This window comes from Glaciibacter kafniensis (assembly GCF_039538945.1).
Lineage (GTDB): Bacteria > Actinomycetota > Actinomycetes > Actinomycetales > Microbacteriaceae > Cryobacterium > Cryobacterium kafniensis.
In genome coordinates this window covers 350092-366732 of the sequence record NZ_BAABCN010000010.1, presented here as the reverse complement: position 1 = coordinate 366732, position 16641 = coordinate 350092, and the positions used below count along the sequence as shown (strand labels likewise).

At 65.6% G+C, this 16641-nt stretch carries 15 protein-coding genes; 2 read left to right on the top strand and 13 right to left on the bottom strand.

Annotated features, from left to right (window positions below; all coding sequences use genetic code 11):
• Positions 1 to 164: 164 nt before the first annotated feature.
• Together ABD791_RS16000 and ABD791_RS15995 are read right to left on the bottom strand one after the other, a co-directional pair.
• Positions 165 to 1019, bottom strand: a complete 855-nt coding sequence (locus ABD791_RS16000) for an ABC transporter permease (protein WP_345068526.1) — start codon at positions 1017 to 1019, stop codon at positions 165 to 167.
• Positions 1016 to 2071 (bottom strand): ATP-binding cassette domain-containing protein, encoded by a 1056-nt coding sequence (locus ABD791_RS15995; protein ID WP_345068525.1) that lies wholly within the window; start codon positions 2069 to 2071, stop codon positions 1016 to 1018. Before ABD791_RS15995 ends, ABD791_RS16000 begins: the two co-directional genes overlap by 4 nt.
• A 447-nt stretch (positions 2072 to 2518) precedes the next feature.
• Here ABD791_RS15995 and ABD791_RS15990 point away from each other — a divergent pair, with 447 nt between their 5' ends.
• Positions 2519 to 2926: a hypothetical protein gene (locus ABD791_RS15990; RefSeq protein ID WP_345068524.1), complete on the top strand. Its 408-nt coding sequence runs from the start codon at positions 2519 to 2521 to the stop codon at positions 2924 to 2926.
• A 55-nt stretch (positions 2927 to 2981) separates the two neighbouring features.
• On the opposite strand, the gene ABD791_RS15985 is transcribed toward ABD791_RS15990, so the two are convergent.
• From ABD791_RS15985 to ABD791_RS15950, 8 genes are all read right to left on the bottom strand, one after another.
• The gene (locus ABD791_RS15985; protein WP_345068523.1) at positions 2982 to 3434 is read right to left on the bottom strand and encodes a signal peptidase I; all 453 of its coding nucleotides are present in this window, start codon (positions 3432 to 3434) and stop codon (positions 2982 to 2984) included.
• A gap of 303 nt (positions 3435 to 3737) precedes the next feature.
• Complete coding sequence (locus tag ABD791_RS15980) at positions 3738 to 4139, bottom strand: hypothetical protein (protein WP_345068521.1); 402 nt, start codon at positions 4137 to 4139, stop codon at positions 3738 to 3740.
• A gap of 61 nt (positions 4140 to 4200) precedes the next feature.
• Positions 4201 to 5484 (bottom strand): amidohydrolase family protein, encoded by a 1284-nt coding sequence (locus ABD791_RS15975; RefSeq protein WP_345068519.1) that lies wholly within the window; start codon positions 5482 to 5484, stop codon positions 4201 to 4203.
• Complete coding sequence (locus ABD791_RS15970) at positions 5474 to 6304, bottom strand: carbohydrate ABC transporter permease (RefSeq protein ID WP_345068517.1); 831 nt, start codon at positions 6302 to 6304, stop codon at positions 5474 to 5476. Before ABD791_RS15970 ends, ABD791_RS15975 begins: the two co-directional genes overlap by 11 nt.
• A complete protein-coding gene (locus ABD791_RS15965; protein ID WP_345068515.1) occupies positions 6301 to 7323 on the bottom strand; it encodes a carbohydrate ABC transporter permease in 1023 nt (340 codons plus the stop codon). The genes ABD791_RS15970 and ABD791_RS15965 overlap by 4 nt, the downstream gene beginning before the upstream one ends.
• A 42-nt stretch (positions 7324 to 7365) precedes the next feature.
• Complete coding sequence (locus ABD791_RS15960; protein WP_345068513.1) at positions 7366 to 8676, bottom strand: ABC transporter substrate-binding protein; 1311 nt, start codon at positions 8674 to 8676, stop codon at positions 7366 to 7368.
• A gap of 18 nt (positions 8677 to 8694) precedes the next feature.
• Positions 8695 to 9930, bottom strand: coding sequence for an adenosylhomocysteinase (locus tag ABD791_RS15955; RefSeq protein ID WP_345068511.1), 1236 nt, complete (start codon positions 9928 to 9930; stop codon positions 8695 to 8697).
• Positions 9927 to 11204 (bottom strand): adenosylhomocysteinase, encoded by a 1278-nt coding sequence (locus ABD791_RS15950; RefSeq protein WP_345068509.1) that lies wholly within the window; start codon positions 11202 to 11204, stop codon positions 9927 to 9929. Before ABD791_RS15950 ends, ABD791_RS15955 begins: the two co-directional genes overlap by 4 nt.
• A 159-nt stretch (positions 11205 to 11363) precedes the next feature.
• On the opposite strand from ABD791_RS15950, the gene ABD791_RS15945 reads away from it, so the two are divergent.
• The gene (locus ABD791_RS15945) at positions 11364 to 12359 is read left to right on the top strand and encodes a LacI family DNA-binding transcriptional regulator (protein ID WP_345068507.1); all 996 of its coding nucleotides are present in this window, start codon (positions 11364 to 11366) and stop codon (positions 12357 to 12359) included.
• 153 nt (positions 12360 to 12512) lie between these two features.
• Here ABD791_RS15945 and ABD791_RS15940 read toward each other — a convergent pair whose 3' ends face one another.
• Genes ABD791_RS15940 through ABD791_RS15930 form a run of 3 tightly spaced genes read right to left on the bottom strand, consistent with a single transcriptional unit; the run spans position 12513 to position 16568 of the window.
• Entirely contained in the window at positions 12513 to 13751 is a 1239-nt protein-coding gene (locus tag ABD791_RS15940; protein ID WP_345068505.1) for an amidohydrolase family protein, read from the bottom strand.
• On the bottom strand, positions 13738 to 15066 hold the full coding sequence (locus ABD791_RS15935; RefSeq protein ID WP_345068503.1) for an aspartate aminotransferase family protein: 1329 nt from the start codon (positions 15064 to 15066) through the stop codon (positions 13738 to 13740). Before ABD791_RS15935 ends, ABD791_RS15940 begins: the two co-directional genes overlap by 14 nt.
• Entirely contained in the window at positions 15063 to 16568 is a 1506-nt protein-coding gene (locus tag ABD791_RS15930) for an APC family permease (RefSeq protein ID WP_345068501.1), read from the bottom strand. The genes ABD791_RS15935 and ABD791_RS15930 overlap by 4 nt, the downstream gene beginning before the upstream one ends.
• Between the last annotated feature and the right edge of the window lie 73 nt (positions 16569 to 16641).

The window sequence follows — 16641 nt, the reverse complement described above, 5'->3', positions numbered from 1 at the left end:
TGCGTGTCGCGACAGGCGTGTCCCGTCTTCTCGCGGGCAGACATCCGCCGACACACCTCCACTCCTGATTTCGGTACCCCTGCGGGTCGACCCACCGGGTTCGACAGGCTCGACCAATCGGCGGCCCGAGCAGACGGATGTCAGCGCGAACTGGCAGACGGATGTCAGCGCGAACTGATCGAGGCGAACTTTCTGATGCAGAGCGGCACGAACACGACGAGCATGACGACCACCCCGATCAACACGGTGAGGGTCGCGTGTTGCAGAGTCCAGACATCCGGAACCGGCGCCGAACCGGTGTTGCCGAAGAGCTCTCTGGCCGCCTGCACGAGCGACGACACCGGGTTGAGCTCGGCGAACGTGCGTAGCGGCTCCGGCAGCGTCTCGAGTGGCACGAAGGCGTTCGAGATGAAGGTCAACGGAAACAGGATGAGGAATGACGCGTTGTTGATGACCTCCGGACTCCGCACGCTCATGCCCAGCAGCGCCATCACCCAGCTGAACGCGTAGCTGAACAGCAGCAGCAGTCCGAGCCCGGCAAGAAACTCGAGAAACGAGGAGTTCACCCGCCAGCCGACCACGAGACCGGTCAGCATCATAATCACCATCGAAATCGTGTTGAGCGCAAGGTCGCTATTGGTGCGGCCGATCAACACGGCCGACGAACTCATCGGCAGGCTGCGGAACCGATCGATGATGCCGGATTTCAGATCTTGTGCCATCGCGCTTCCCGAGAAGGTCGAACCAAAGACCACGGTCTGTGCGAAGATTCCGGCCATCAGAAACTGCACGTAATCGGTCCCCTGCACCGCGATCGCCCCGGCATAGACCTGGCTGAACAGCAGCACGAACATGATCGGCTGGATGACCGCGAACACGATCATGTCGGGTGAGCGTTTGATCTTGATCAGGTTGCGCTTGGTCACCGTCCAGCCGTCGGCGTACCAGAGTGCAAATGGATTGGACGTGGGTTCCGCCGTCGGAAGCGAGGTGGGAATACGAGTTGCACTCGAGGTCATCGCACTGACTCCAACTTCGTATCACGAGCCTTCTTCTGGCCCCTCCTGCTCTTCTTGGCGGCGCCGCCCGCCTCCGCGAGGTCGTCGTCTGTCGCAGCCGCTTTCTCCGCCGCGTGCCCGGTGAGCTTGAGAAACACGTCGTCGAGGGTCGGTCGGCGCATCCCGGCATCGTGAAGCAGGATGCCCGCCTCACCCAGGTCGACCAGCACGTGTTGCAAGGCGCCCGGCCCATCGATCACCGCCACCTCGACCCCGCGCCCGTCGGCAGACAGTGTCGCCTCGCCGGCGCCGTAGCGCGCGAGGATGTCACGCGCGGCCGGACCGTCGGCCGCGTCGACGAGCGCCACGACCACCCGGTGCCCGCCGATCTGAGCCTTGAGCTGATCCGAGGTTCCCTCGGCGATGACGACGCCATCATCGATGACCGAGATATCGTCGGCCAGCTGATCGGCCTCCTCGAGATATTGCGTCGTCAAGAGAACGCTGGTGCCGCCGGCGACGAGTGTGGTGATGACGTCCCACATGGCCAGGCGACTGCGCGGATCGAGCCCCGTTGTCGGCTCATCGAGAAAGAGCACCTTCGGGTTGATCACGAGGGCACCGGCCAGGTCGATCCGGCGGCGCATCCCGCCGGAGAATCCCTTGACCGGGCGGTTGCCGGCCGCGGTCAACTCGAAGAGATCGATGAGTTCGTGGGCCCGACGCCGGGCGACGGCAGCGCCCAGATGATAGAGCCGACCGACCATCTCAAGGTTCTCGAAACCGGTCAGGTCTTCGTCGACCGCGGCATACTGGCCGGACACCCCGATGATGCGGCGCACGGCCTTCGGGTTCTGGGCCACGTCGATTCCGTCGACGAACGCGGTGCCGGTATCCGGCCTGATCAGGGTCGTCAACACTTTGACGACAGTGGTTTTTCCGGCCCCATTCGGGCCGAGCAGCGCCTTCACCGTGCCGCGCGGCACCGAAAGGTCCATGCCCGCGAGCGCGTGAACGGGACCGCTTTTTGAACGGTAGGTCTTGGTGAGGCCGGTCGCCTCGATGATTGTCATGAATGAGCTCCTGCCAGAGGTGCTTGTCGATGAGTGATCGCCGGCACTGCTTGTGTCTGGTGCGGATCTATCTGGTGCGATCTTTGGGGTGCGATCGGATGCCGGGGTGCGGGTCGGCTGTGTGCTCCCCAGCCTGCGCGGGCGACACAGCGACGGTCAATTTTAACCGGGCTGACGATCCCTGGCAATGGTCGGGCCCGCGAAGGATGTGCGGCAAGCGGCAGCGGCAAGAGATCCCCGTGTCAGAAACCGCTCCAGTCATCGGATGCCGCATGATCGGTGCGGTCTCTTCTGACAGATGCGCAATGCGGACGGTTTCTGCGTCAGCGAGCGACCGCACGACGAGCGGCCGAACCGGCGCGCGGGAAGCAATGCCAGGAGACGCGAAGTGATGCGAGAGACGCGCCGATCCCCGCCCTGATACCGGGCATACGTTAACATCGGCACATGCTGCGCCTTCTGATCCGAACCCTGATCTTTCTTCTCTCCGCGACACTCGGCCTGCTCGCCGCGGCCTGGCTGCTGCCGGGGGTTGAGCTTTCTGTCGGTGGATTCATCGTGACGATTGTCGTCTTCACCGTCGCTCAGAATGTGCTGTCACCGTTCATCATGAAGATGACGGCGCGCAACGCACCGGCGTTCCTCGGCGGCGTCGGCCTGCTCTCCACATTCGTCGCGCTGCTGCTCTCCACGCTGTTCACCGGCGGACTGCACATCACCGGCTGGCAGACCTGGATTCTGGCGACCCTCGTCGTCTGGCTCGGAACCGCCCTCGGGGCATTCTTCCTGCCGATGTTCATGCTCAAGAAAACGGTGCAGAAGAAGCGAACGCCGACAAGCGGCCTCCCAATCTAAGCGACTACCGGTCTCAGCGACTCCATCGAGCCCAGACCTCTGAGCCGCTCACGAGCTATTTCGAGTCGGCACTCTCGGTGGGTGTGAGCTGGGCAACAAAACCCAGTCCGGGCATGCGGTAGAGGTACCTGCCGAGCACCTGGCCCGGAACAATCGGCGCATCGGCAGACGCGTCTGTGTCGCCCTGCGTCGTGAGCGACTGGACTCTGCCATCGGCACGAGTGATTTTGACCACCCGGTGAGTGAGCGGCGTCAGGTCGTCGCCCTGCGGCCGGAAGGTGACGATGTCGCCGACGCTCAGGTCTTCTGGGGCAACCGTCTGCACGACAATCAGGTCTCCGGCCGAGAACGTGGGCGCCATCGATCCGGTGAGAACCGGCATCGGCACCGCGCCGATCGCGCGTGGCACGACGACTGCAGCGGCTACGACGACGAGCAGAAACAGGCTCAAACCGATCAGCGCGCCGCGAAGCAGCGCCGGGCCGAGTTCGGGGTGCGGGGCAGCCATGTGCTGTGGCTGAGCCGGATTCGTCGAGTGAGCGGAGGGTGTGCGGGGTGTCATCCGCCACCCTCTCATCTCGTGTCAGTTCAGCGGCCCGTGCCTGGTGCACGCCGGCAGGACGCGATGGCATGGAGCCCCGGCACATCGCCCCTGAGCTGAACATCGTCGACATTCCCGTAAAAGTGAACGCAACGTTTTATATTTATCTCGCTGGACAAGCATCTCACGCGCATGCCCCGCGTTCGCCCCACTGAGCGCAAAAGACCCAAAGCTGTGCCCCGCCCTGTGAAGTATCGCACTAAAACTCGGTTACGCCTCGATGAACAGCACCACGATCGACGCCACAAGCGCCACGGCACCCAGGCCGAGAAGAAGCACCGTCAACAGGCGCAGGGTGTTCTCGCCATGTCCGATCCGGTCAAAGCGGATGCGCTCTGGCGCGTGCTGGCTGTAGAACAGTCGCACGCGGTCGGCACGGTGAAGTTGGTCGTATTCGGCGGCGCTGATCGACCGCTCGTGCAACCCATCGATGGACATCCAACGCAGGCAGACCCCGCCCGATTCGGTGACGACCTCGGCATCGGTCTCGATCCACCGGCCGCTGACCGAGCGCACAATGAGCCAGAGAACGAGGAACACCAGCCCCAGGCCCAAGCCGATCCAGCTGAACAGCTCGGCGAGGTTTCCGAAGAAGTCGAGGGCGGTGTTCACTCCCTCATGCTAACGAACGGGCAGCGAAATCGTGACGACGAATTCGTCGAAACGGCGAACGTCAGCCGACCGGCGCCAGCGACGAGTCGTGAACGACCCGACCGGCCGACACCGTGAGCGTGCAGCGCCCCGCCGCCTGCTCGACGACAGCGCGCTCGACGTCGTCGCCGTGCACGTCGACGTCGAACACCGCGAGATCCGCCGGCCCACCCACGGTCAACGAGCCGTAGCCGAGGCTGTCGGCCACCCCCATCGCCAGCGCGCCCCCGAGAGTGGCCGCCCTGACGAGGCGCCGATAGAGGTCGTCGTCGGTGTAGCCCTGCTCGCGGGCGAGAACTGCGAGCAGTGCGACATCCGCCATCAAATCCATCGACGGCGACGACGCGAGCGAGTCGGTGCCAACGGCGATCTCGTGGCCCTCGGTGAGATAGGCCGCGACCGGGGGCGCATCGAGGCCGATGACCTTGTTCGAGCGTGGGCAGAGAGCAACCTGAGTGCCCCGAGAGCGCAACAGATCGCGCTCGGCCCGATCGAGATAGATGGCGTGAGCGAGGTGCGCGGTCGGCACGAGCAGCCCGATGGAATCGGCATATTCGGCCGTCGTGTGGCCGACCCCGCCCTTGCGCACCAGCTCGAACTCGTCGCGCAGGTCGCCATAAGCGGTCAAGACGGTGTTGACACCGGAACGGTATAGGTCTGCTTCGACCGCCGACTCCCCGACGTGCGAGTGCACGCGCAGGTCGCGCTCGGCCGCGATCTGCATCAGATCGGAGATGACCGCGCCGTCGAGGCTGTACGGCGCGTGCGGCGACACCCCGAACGGAACAGCGCCTGAAGCCGCGAGCCGCGCGAGAAAAGTGTCGCGTCCGCCGTCGCGCCAGGAGTTGCCGAACTCGCCGATGGCTTCGAGGTACTCGATTCCGGTGACCCGGCACTCGGAGAGCGAGCCGCGCGCCTCATCGTTGGTGACGATCTCGGCGAACACGGTCGTGCCGGTGGCGATGCCCTGCCTGGCCCCATCGAGGGCGGCGTCGCGCCAGGCCGACGGATCGGTGACCTCGTCGTAGACGAGACCGAACGCATCCGACCAGTCCTCAAAGCTCGTGAAACTGCCGCGGCCCACCTCGTCGAAGTGCGTGTACTGCAGGTGGGTGTGCGCGTTGACGAGCCCGGGCATGAGCACGCCGGAACGCCGTTCGACCGGGCTCTCCGCCCACTCAGCCGGCATCTCATCGGCCGTGCCGAGCCAGACGATCCGCTCATCGGCAACGACGACAACGCCGTTTCGAATCGGCTGCGCCGCAACGGGCAGCACCCAGTCCGCCGAAAAAACCTTACTTTTCACTTCCGCCTCCGAAACCCTTCGCCAGAGACTTCTGGGCGAAAAGGAACACAACGATTGTCGGCAGGAGCGCGACGAGGGCCGCCGCGGCCTGCCCCTGCAAATTGACTTCTTCTCGCGTGGAGAGCGAAGTAGCGGCCAGTGTCACCGTGTAGACGGCGGGGTCGGACTGCAGCAGTGTTGCCGAGATGAGCAGGTCGCCGAACGACCAGACGAAAACCAGAGCCACAACGGATGCGAGGGCAGGCAGCGACATCGGAATCGCCACGTGCCAGAACGCCTTGAGAGTGCCGGCGCCGTCGAGGGTGACGGCTTCAAGAATTTCAGCGGTGAGCACCTGCTTATAGAAGGTGTGCACCAGGTAGAGCGCGAATGGCAGGCTCGAGACGCCGTTGACGATGCCGGCGACGAACAGGTTGCCCGTCAGGTTGCCGTTGGCCAGGATCACGAAGACCGGGATCAGCCAGGCGATCATCGGGATCGCGTAGCCGGCCACCAGAACGGCCCGCACCATTCCGATGAAGCGGCCGTCGTGAATCCGAAACCAGTAGGCGCCGGCCAACGCGGTCGAGGCACAGACCAGGCAGGCGATGACCGACACGAACAGTGTCGAGAGCAGCGCCATCCCCAGGTTCGCGTCGTTCCAGGCGTTCACCAGGTTGTCGAGCGTGAACGAGCGGGGCAGCCCGCCCGGGTTGGCCGCATAGTCGGCGGGGCTCCGCACCGTCGTCGAGACGAGAAAGAGGAACGGAATGATGAACGGAATCGCGATGAGCACCGCGATGCCGGTCTTCACTTTGCGTTCGGTGGCAATGGTCGTCATGACGCTTCTCCCGCCGCACGATCGGTTGCGCGCGCCGGCGCAGCGAGCGTGACCGTTGCAACGGCTGCACGAGGGCGCACCCGACCGGTGACCAGGCGCACCACCGCCGGAATGACGACGGTCAAACTGGCGATCACCAGAATCATCACGACGAGCACCACCGATTGTGCGGCGGCAGTTCCGAAGTAGCCGAACCGCATGAAGTTCTGGTAGATCGCGTAGTCCATGGTGGTGCTGGCGAGGCCGGGGCCTCCACCGGTGAGCACGTAGATCCAGGCGAACATGAACAGAAAGATCGAAATGACCTGAAACATCGTCCAGAGCACAACCGTCGAGCGGATGTTCGGAATCGCGATGTACCAGAACTCCCGCCAGAACCCGGCGCCGTCGAGTCGCGCGGCCTCGAACTGGCTCTGCGGCACCGCCGCGAACGCGGAAGAGAAGATGAGCACGCCGGTGCCGAACCCGGCCCAGAGAACCAGAATGATGATGACCGGCTTGACCAGCGCGGCATCCGTCAGCCAGGGCAGCGCGAATTCGCCCAGCCCGATGTTGTTCAGAAACGAGTTGACCGGGCCATCACCGGAGAGCAGCGAACGAAAGACGAGGCCGACGATCGCCGGCGACATGACGGCGGGAAGAAAGTAGATCGACCGAAAAATGCCGGCCTTGGCCACGTTCTCGCGCAGCAGGTAGGCGACGACCAACGGCGCGATCACCCAGAGGGGCAGGCCGAGCAGGTAGAACAGCTGGTTGCCGACGACTTCCCAGAACTCGGGGTCGGCGAACAACGCCGTGTAGTTGTCGACGCCGATGAAGGTCGACTCTCCCCCCGGCTGCCAGTCATAGGTCGACCGAAAGAAGATGTAGACGAGCGGAACGAAGAAGAGGGCGACTTCGAGGATGACGACCGGCAGCAGCAGAAACAGGCCGGTGCCGAGGAACCGCGAGCGGTCGAGCGAGGTGCTCGACCGCCGCGGCTGCCGCAGCGTGCCTCCAGAGATTGGGACAGGTGTCATGGCTATTCCTGTTGCTTGCTGTCAGTTGCTCACGAGGGTGAGCTACTTGGCCTTGACGAACGCTGACTGTGCCTGCTTGAGGAAGTCAGCCTCGCTCAGGGTGCCACCCATCAACGGCGCCGCATTGCGTTCGAAGGTGGCGAGCACCGGCAGCGGGAAGGCCGCGAAGCCCGTGTGGTTCTCCGGGTTCGCAAGCAGCGGGAAGAATGCCTGCTGCATCGGCGTCGTCGGCTCAACCTCGAGGTTCTTCAGGTTCGGCGGCACACCGGCCATGTCCCAGAGAATCTTCTGGGCTTCTGGCCCGGCCATGTAGTTGACGAACGCGACGGATGCCTCTGGACTCTTGGTCCACTTGGTCACCGACCAGCCGGCTTCAGCACCGGCGTCGATCAGGGCGTCGTGCTGAGACGACGGAACCTGCGGCAGCGCCATCACCGTGGTGGTGGGGATCGTGTCGTAGGCCTGCTGCGCCGTGTTCAGCGAACCGGTCACCATCATCGCGGCTTCGCCGGCGTAGTACTGGTTGAACGCGTCGTCGTACATGTTGCGGCCAAGCGCCGCGTCGTCGCCGAAGCAGCCGGCGTCGTTCATGCCGGTGATGTAGCTGGTCGCGTCGGCGAACATGGGGTCATCGAGCGGGATCTCACCGGCGATCCACTGGTTCAGCGTCTCGGTGTCCATCATCTGGCTGGAGATCATGTACATGAACGTCTCGAACAGAAAGCCGTCTTTCCACCCGGACGCGATCGGCTGGATGCCCTTCGCGCTCAGGGTCTTGCAGGTGTCGAGCAGGCTCGGCCAGTCCTTCATACCTGCGACGGGGTCGACGCCGGCTTCGGCGAACTTCGCCTGGTCGACCATCATCGCGTAGCCGTAGGTTCCGGTCGGCAGGATGTAGAGGTTGCCGTCTTGGGAGAAGTTGTCGGCCACGAACTTCAGGTTCTCTTTGACGTCGGGTTCCATGGCGTTCTGCAGCGGGAACAGGCCGTTCTTGTAGCTCATCGCCTGCGCGCCGCCGTACATCGTGATGACGTCGGGGCCCTTCTGCGCGACGGTGGCGTTGCGCACCTGGTCGAAGTAGGTCGGGTAGGGCATGTCGACGACCTTGACCGTGACCTGGGGGTACTTCTTGGTGAAGCCGGCGGCGATCGCGTCGTAGGCCTCAACGCCCTTGTCGTAGTTGCCGGGCAGGAACGACCACACCGTGAGGCTGGTCTTCGCGTCGGGAACGGTGCCGGGGGTGAGCTCTGTGGGGGCTGTGGAACCGCCGGAACATGCGGTCAGGAGCAGGCCGGACAGCGCGACCGCAGCGACTGCTGCGGCACTGCGCTTATGAAGTTTCGAACCGAACATGGTCGTGGTGTCCTCTCGTTACCAGCTGCGCATTGCAGCGGTGAGCTCGTCGGTCAGGGGTTCGAGGGTGGCGCCCTCGTGGCGCAGTCTGATCACGGCGACGGCGTTTTCGGCGTCGACAGAGATCGGGTAGACGCCGGGTGCCCAGCTCGTGGCTTCGGTGGCGATCTGTTCGGCGGCGAGCGCCTGAAGCGACAGTGACAGGTCCATCACTTCAATGGGGTTGCCCTCGGCATCGGCGCAGTTGAGGCAGTCGCCCTCGCTGATGACCTGCACCGTCTTGCCAGATGGGAGCGTGTATTCGGTGATGGCCTCGCGCACGATTCGACCGGTGCCCGTCGAATCGAGGTAGTCCATCGGCAGTTCGAACGCGCCGCCGCCCGCTGTGCAGAGGATGGCGCCGCTCGGCAGGTCGGCCACATGCGCGGCGGTGACAACACCGGCGATGCCGGTCGCCGCGAAGATGACCTCCGCCTGCGGCGCGGCGTCGGCGAGACTGAGCACGCGGTATCCGTCGTGCAACGCCTGCAAAGCCTTGATCGGGTCGAGCTCGGTCACGATCACGCGGGCCCCCATCGCGGCGGCGTGCTTGGCCACCCCCGTACCGACCCAGCCGTAGCCGACGACGACGACGTTGCGGCCGGCCAGCTGCAGGTTGGTGATGTCGAGCATGGCCATGACACAGCTCTGGCCGGTGCCGTAGACGTTGTCGAAGAGGTACTTGGTCTTGGCGTCGTTGACGGCGATGACGGGGATGTGAAGTGCACCCTCGTCGTTCATCGCGCGTAGCGGGCGCACCCCGCTGGTCGTCTCTTCGGCGGCGCCGAGCATGCTGGCGACGAGCTCAGGAAACTCGCGGTGTGCGAGACGGATGAGTGAAGCGCCGTCGTCGAGCAGGATGTCGGGCTTCGTGCGCAAGAAGTCACGGGCGAGCTCCAGGTCGCGCTCGTCGCCGGCGCCTTCTTCGGCGAAGACCTGCAGGCCGGCCTCGGCGAGCGCCGATGCCACGCGACCGTCGGTGTTGCGTCCGACGCAGTAGACGCTGACGTCGGCCCCGGCACGGTTCAGCGCCAGAGCCAGATTGGCGGTCTTGGGCTCAAGCACGAGTGCCACGCCGACGCGGAGCCCGACCAGGGTGCCCGACTCGGTGAGGCGTTTCTCAATGGCTTTCAGAACGGGCATGCCCCGCAAGGCCCAGTCGATGCGTCCCTGCCCGGCAGAGGGTGTGACGGTTTCGCTCATCGATGCGTTCATGCGCTGGGAATCCCTTCGAGCCAGTCAGCGGAATCGTCTTCTTGCTCGGGGCGAACCTCATCGAGCGTCACGCCGAGGCTGGCGAGCTTCGCGGCGGCGATCGCGTCGTCGAGGTGCTTCGGAATGATGTGCACCCCGTCGGCCAGGTCGGTGGTGGCGAGGTAATGGATGCCAAGGCCCTGCACCGCGAAGGTGAGGTCCATGATCTCGACCGGGTGGCCGCTGCCGCCGGCGATGTTGACCAGGGCGCCACCGCTCAACACGTGGATGTCCCGGTCACCGAGACGGTAGGTGACGATGTTCGTGCGCGGCTCCGTGGTCAGAGTGGATGCTGCGGCGAGCGCGTCGACATCCACCTCGAGGTCATGGTGACCCGCGTTCGCAAGCACGACGTCGTCGCGCAGGTACGGGAAGTCTGCTTCGCCGATGGCCCGCATTCCGCCGGTGGCGGTGACCACCATGGTGGCGGTCGGCAGCACATCTTTGGCCGCACCGATCGTGTGGCCGTCCATGTGTGCTTCGAGGGCACGCACCGGGTCGATCTCGATCACGAAGGTGCGTGCACCCATGGCCTGCGCATACTGCGCGATGCCGCGACCGACGAAACCGTAGCCGACGACGACGACGCGAGCGCCCGCGATCTGGCGGTTGGTCAGGTTGAGCAGCGCCTGCACGGTGGTCTGTCCGGTGCCGAACTTGTTGTCGAAGAGGTGCTTACAGCGCGCGTCGTTGGCGGTGAGCGTCTTGAACGGCAATTTGCCGGCGGCCGACATGGCGTGCAGACGGGAGGTACCGGTCGTGGTCTCCTCTGACACCCCTTGTAAACGCTGGTACAGCTCCGGCCGGAACTGCGCCATCCGCATCGTCAGCTCTGCACCGTCGTCGATGATGTAGTCGGGCGCGTAGTCGGCGGCGGCGAGCAGTTCGCGCTCCCAGCTGTCGTAGTCGCCGTCCGGTTCCGCGACGACCGTCAGGCCCTGGGCGCGCAGCGCCTCGACGACGTCACCGTTCGTCGTGCGCGGGTTGCTCCCGGCCACGATGACCTCGGCGCCGGCGTCGGCCAGCACCGTGGCGAGAAACGCCGTCTTGGCTTCGAGGTGAACGACGACAGCGATGCGCACGCCGGCCAGGGCTCCGTCAGCGAGGGTCTCGCGCACGAATCCGTTGAGCACGGGCGAGTGGCGCCGCACCCATTCGATTTTGGCCTGGCCGACGGATGCGTCCCCGACAGGGGTCGTCGTCGACTCAGGGAGTGCCACGGCTATTTCGTCCATCGATCATTCGGCTTTCTCGTCGGTGAGAGAAACTCCCCGGCGCACCACAGCGCCGCTCAACAGCAGGAGGATTCGGGAAACTGTTCGAAATACTAAGCGCTTAGATTCGTTGTTGTCAAGAACGCTACTTCGCATGACGCCCTGACTAGAGTGGGGAGCGTGAGCACACCGACACGACGACCGACGCTGGCCGATGTGGCCAGCCTGGCCGGCATTTCGACGGCAGTCGTGAGCTATGTCATCAACGACGGGCCACGCACGGTGTCGCCTGCGACGAAGGCGAAAGTCGAGAGCGCGATCGCGACTCTGGGGTACCGCCGCAACCCGCTCGCCAGCGCGCTGAGCGCCGGGCGTTCCAACCTGGTCGGGCTGCTTGTTCCCGATTCGTCGAATGCGTTCTTCAGTGAGCTCTCCCGCCATCTTGAAGCGGAGGGGCGTCGCCGCGGATTGCTCACGCTCCTCGGCAACACCGCCTACAAGCGCGAGACGGAGGTCGACTACGAGAACGCGTTCTCCGACCTGCGCGCACGCGGAATCTTCGTCACGAGCGTCGGGCAGGGAGGCGCAGACGCCGATGACTGTCCGCGCATCTACCTGCACTCGGCCCCGCTCGAGTCAGAGGGCCCGCGTGTGCTCTTCGACGATGCCGGTGGGGCGTTCGAGGCCGTGCGCCACCTGCTGGAACACGGCTACACCGACATCCATTGTCTGACCGGACCCAACGACGTCGGCCCGTCCGGGCGTCGCGAACTCGGGTGGCTTCAGGCCATGCAGGAGGCGGGGCTGCCCACCGATGACCGGCTGCACCGGGTCTCCTACGACCGTTTCGACGCCGAGTCGGCCGTGCTCTCGATTCTGGGCGCCGAGCATCCGCCTCGGGTCATCTTCGCGACGACCGACGAACAGGCTCTGGCCACGATGCGCGCGGCAGCGGTGCTCGGGCTGCGTGTGCCGGAGGATCTCGCCGTCGTCGGTTTCGACGGCATCCGCGAGACGCTGCGTGGCAGCATCCGGATGACGACGGTAGCGCTCCCCCTGCAACAGCTGGCGGTCGCCGCCTATGAGACGCTCGACGCCTGGCTCGAGCACGGTGACGCGCAGCATCATATGTTGCCCGGAACGCTGGTCGTCGGCGACACCTGCGGCGCGCACTGAGTCACGCATTCCCGCCCCGTTGATCGAGGAGCAGCCGACGCAGGAGGCCGCGTCTCGAGATCTCGTGAGCCAATCCTTGAACTCGGGTTGCGCTCGAACGTCGGCTCACCAGGTCTCGAGACGGCCGCGGGCGGCCTCCTCGACCAACGATAATCAGACCCCGTAGATCCTCCTGGCGTTCCCGGCACCGATCATCTCGACGACCCGGATCGCGTCGGCCTCCGCCCAGTCGCCCTGGGTCACCCAGTCGCCGAGCACCTGCGCCATCGAGCGTCGCCAGAGCACGGAGCCGAGCAGGTGTAGCTCGGGCAGCCCGAACGCGTCGGACGAGTAGAGCTGCTTGGCAAACGGCGCCAGCTCGAGGGACTCCGCGACGATCTGCCGGCTCTGCGCGCCCACGTAATTGACGCTGAGCCCGACGTCGAAATAGACATTGTTGAACGCTTGCGCGAGGTAGCCGGCCTCCCGGTGATACGGGTAGCAGTGCAGCAGCATGACAGGCGTCTCGGCCAGCGCGCTCTGCCGCAACAGACCGAGCAGCAACATGGGGTTGGAACGGTGCAGATCCATGTCCCGGTCGCCGAACCCCACGTGAAACTGAATCGGCAGGCGCAGTGCGGCCGCGGCATGAATGAGAAACGCGATGATCACGGGGTCGGTCAGCCTGGCCGGGCCGCTGGTGGCGGCGGCCTGCCAGGCGGCGACGGCTCGCGCCACTGCCGCATCCGCCGGCTGAGACCACTCGATGTCGAATCCGGTGCGATAGGCCGCGATGGTCTTGAAGCCGACGATGCCCGGCGCTGCAGCCTGCAGTGCGGCCCGAAAGTCGTCGGCGAACGACGACGCGGATGCGCCCCGATCGATGAGCTGTTCGGCCAGCTGCTCGAGACGCAGAATTTCAGAACTCGGCGCGCCCGACCGTTCGGTCATGACGGCCGGCGACGAAATGGCTCCCGTGCTGAACCCGGTGTCGATGATCCACCGGTCGACGCCGGCGGGACTCAGAAACCTGCGATCCAGCTCGTCCACCGGCAGGGCCGACCGTGCCGCCCAGTAGTCCTCGGCGCTCGCGTGCGCCGGCAGCCCGAGCACCGGGGCGCCCCAGCGCCGGATCGCGAAGCCGAGCGGCGAGTCGAACATGGTCATGAATGACGGGATCGGATCGGGCGAGCCTTCGTTGATGGCCTGCTCGAACTCGCTGCGCGTCGGGGCCGTGGTGAAGCATCCGTGCACGTGGTGGTCGACCAGTGGCAGGCTGGTCACCGCCTCGGCGAGCGCGGCGGGCACCCGACCGTTGAGCCCAGCGAGAATGTCGCGGCCCAGAATCTCGCGGTCGTGACTCTCGCTGTCTTGACTGTCGCGGCCTTGACTGTCGCGGCTACCATCCGGCATACGGTTTCACTTCCTCATCGCTTACTTTTCCGGCCATCGCGTCGCTGATCGCTCGATCGAGGATGTCGACGGAGCGGTCGATTTCGTCGTCGGTGATGATCAGCGGCGGCGTGATCTCAAGCACATTCCCGCCCACGTAGTAGACCACGGCGCCGAGCTGCCAGGCCCGGTAGACGACGCGCTGTGCCAGCCGCGGATCGGCGGTCAGGCCGGCACGGTCGCCGACGAGTTCCAGCCCAATCGTGAGCCCCCGCCCGCGCACATCGCCGATCCGTTCGGCGGACCGGCCGGCATCGACGCCGTGCCCGGCCGCGATCCGGTCGAGACCGGCACGGAATCGGGTACCGGCTTCTCCGGCCCGCGCGGGCAGATCTTCGCCCACGATCGTCTGCAGTACCGCGCGTCCGACAGCCGTGCAGATCGGGTTGCCTGCGGTGGTCAGCAGGGCGGAGCCGGCCGGATGGTCGAGAATCGCCGCCGGCCCGACGGCCGCCGACAACGGCAGGCCGCCGCCGAGCGCCTTGCCGAACGTGACGATGTCTGGCTCGATTCCGTCGAACGAGAACGCGTGCAGGGCGCCGGTGCGGCCGAGGCCCACCTTGACTTCGTCGCAGATCAGCGGCACCTCGAACTCCCGGCAGAGCGCGTGCAACGCCGCGAGAAACCCGGCCGGCGGCACCACCAGTCCACCGTCCGAGAGAATCGGTTCCACAATCAGACAGGCGATCGTTCCGCCGGCCAATCGCGTGCGTGCTTGCTCGAGCACCGCGGCAACAGTCGAGTCGATGTCACCGGTGAAGGGGCGTAACGGGTTCGGGTACGGCAGAAACGCGACATCCGGGTCGGCCGCATGGCCGGCATCCACTTGCTGACCCGACACCGCCATGGCCAGCCCGACGCCGCCGTGATAACTCTGCTCGAACGCGAGCACGGTGCGTCGGCCGGTGAAATGACGGCAGGCGCGCAGCACCACATCATTGGCATCGGAGCCGGCGTGACCGAGGTAAACACGTCGCTCACCGCTGCCGGGAACGAGCGCGAGCAGGTCTTCGGCCAGCCCGACCGAGTCCGGGTGGATGGCCGACAACCCACCGGAGCCCGGTGCGGTACGAGCCGCCTCGGTCATCGCCGCGACGATCGCCGGATGTCCATGGCCAAGGCCAGAGGCCGTCCAGGTGGCCGACAGGTCAAGCAGTTCGCGCCCGGCAGGGTCGAACAGGCTCGAGCCGCGACCCTCGACAACTTCGAGCGGGAAGAACCTCAGCTTCTCCACACCGGCGATCACCCGCGCATCGCGCTCAAGCAGAGAGGTCACTTGCCGACTTTCTCAAAGGGGTCGAGCTCTTTGCCGAGCGACGGCAGGTCGAGTTCGGCGGTGAGGGCCGCACCGACCTTGGTGGCGATCCGTGAAGCGGCGAGCGCCAGCACCAGGCCGAGCAGGCACCAGTAGAGACCGAGCAGCGGGGCAGCGGCGGGATCCGAGGAGTCCTTGACGTTGAACCAGAGCACGACGGCGATGACGACCGCGCCGAGCCCGGGCAATGCGATCCCGAGCAACCGGCCCTGACCGCCGTGCACGACGTCGAATTTGCGATTGCCGGTGAACCAGACCGCCGCGATTTCCACCATGAAGTAGGCCACCATCAGGCAGACGGCGCCGGCGACGGCGAAGAGGAAGTAGGCGTCGAGAGGCGGATTACCGGTTCCCATTACGGGCCAACCCGTTGCAGCGCAGACGAGGTTCGCGACCAGTGCCAGCACCACGACAAGAAGGGTGGCGCGGCGCGGGCTGCCGGTCTTCACATCGAGCACCGAGAGGTATTTCGGGCCGAAGCCATCCCGGGCGAACGCGTAGAGCATCCGGCCCGACGTCGCCGCGGTGGCGACGTGGCAGCCGAAGGCCGCGCAGATCGCGGTGAAGATGACGATCAGGCCGAACCAGCTGCCGATGAAGTCGTGACCGAGGTCGCCCAGCGTGTTGCCGGAGGTCTGGAAGGCGGTGAGCCCGGCCTCGTCGGTGCCGAAGCCGATGGTCTGGGCGAACATGACGACGATGAACAGCACCCCGGTGAGCAGCAGGGTGCCGGCGAGGGCACGCGGGATGTTGCGCTTGGGGTTGTCGGTCTCCTCGCCGAGCGAGGCGCAGGCTTCAAAGCCGGCCCAGGAGAGGAATGCCGCCACGACACCCGCCATCACCTGCGACACGTCGACGCCCTCGAAGCTGAAGACGCTGAAATCGACACCGGTGGTCGGGGCCCCGCCGTTGGCGAAGATCACGGCGACGAGAACGAGCATCGCGATTATTCCCACTCCCTCGATGACCAGCAGCACCTTGGCGATCAGGGAGACATCACGGCCGGCCAGCAGAAACGAGACCACGGCGCCGACGATCGCGACGATCGGCCACGGCAGTTGGTAGGGGTCGGCCGATCCGCTCTGCAGCTCCGCCAAGAAGGCGTTGATGAAGGTCACGGTGAGGGCCAGCGTGCCGATGGAGAAGCCGACGTACGCTCCGAGCATCGCGAATCCGGAGAAGAACCCGGCGCGCGGGCCGATGGTGCCGCCGACGAGGGCGTAGGCCGAACCGGCGTGGTTGAGGTGCCGGGTGAGCCGCACGAACCCGTAGCCGACGAGCGCGACGCCGACCAACCCGATCACGAAGACGAGGGGGATCGACTTTCCGACGATTCCGATCAAGCCCTGACCGTTGCCGGCCATGGCGAGCGTGGGGCCGACTGTCGCCAATGACAGTGCCACCGCCACCCAGAGTGGAAGTCGACGTTTGATTGCTTTGGGCGGAATGGTGTCTGTTGCCATGATGTACTCCAGTGCTCTCAAGGTGGGCGATCGGTGAGACGAATCAGCAAACGAGGTGGGGCACAGCAGCGGA

Excerpts from the sequence above, each read along its gene's own strand:
- ABD791_RS15990 (WP_345068524.1), top strand. The coding sequence starts at position 2,519 with ATGCTGCGCCTTCTGATCCGAACCCTGATCTTTCTTCTCTCCGCGACA.
- ABD791_RS15930 (WP_345068501.1), bottom strand. The coding sequence starts at position 16,568 with ATGGCAACAGACACCATTCCGCCCAAAGCAATCAAACGTCGACTTCCA.
- ABD791_RS16000 (WP_345068526.1), bottom strand. The coding sequence starts at position 1,019 with ATGACCTCGAGTGCAACTCGTATTCCCACCTCGCTTCCGACGGCGGAA.
- ABD791_RS15940 (WP_345068505.1), bottom strand. The coding sequence starts at position 13,751 with ATGCCGGATGGTAGCCGCGACAGTCAAGGCCGCGACAGTCAAGACAGC.
- ABD791_RS15960 (WP_345068513.1), bottom strand. The coding sequence starts at position 8,676 with ATGTTCGGTTCGAAACTTCATAAGCGCAGTGCCGCAGCAGTCGCTGCG.
- ABD791_RS15950 (WP_345068509.1), bottom strand. The coding sequence starts at position 11,204 with ATGGACGAAATAGCCGTGGCACTCCCTGAGTCGACGACGACCCCTGTC.
- ABD791_RS15985 (WP_345068523.1), bottom strand. The coding sequence starts at position 3,434 with ATGGCTGCCCCGCACCCCGAACTCGGCCCGGCGCTGCTTCGCGGCGCG.
- ABD791_RS15955 (WP_345068511.1), bottom strand. The coding sequence starts at position 9,930 with ATGAACGCATCGATGAGCGAAACCGTCACACCCTCTGCCGGGCAGGGA.
- ABD791_RS15995 (WP_345068525.1), bottom strand. The coding sequence starts at position 2,071 with ATGACAATCATCGAGGCGACCGGCCTCACCAAGACCTACCGTTCAAAA.
- ABD791_RS15970 (WP_345068517.1), bottom strand. The coding sequence starts at position 6,304 with ATGACGACCATTGCCACCGAACGCAAAGTGAAGACCGGCATCGCGGTG.
- ABD791_RS15965 (WP_345068515.1), bottom strand. The coding sequence starts at position 7,323 with ATGACACCTGTCCCAATCTCTGGAGGCACGCTGCGGCAGCCGCGGCGG.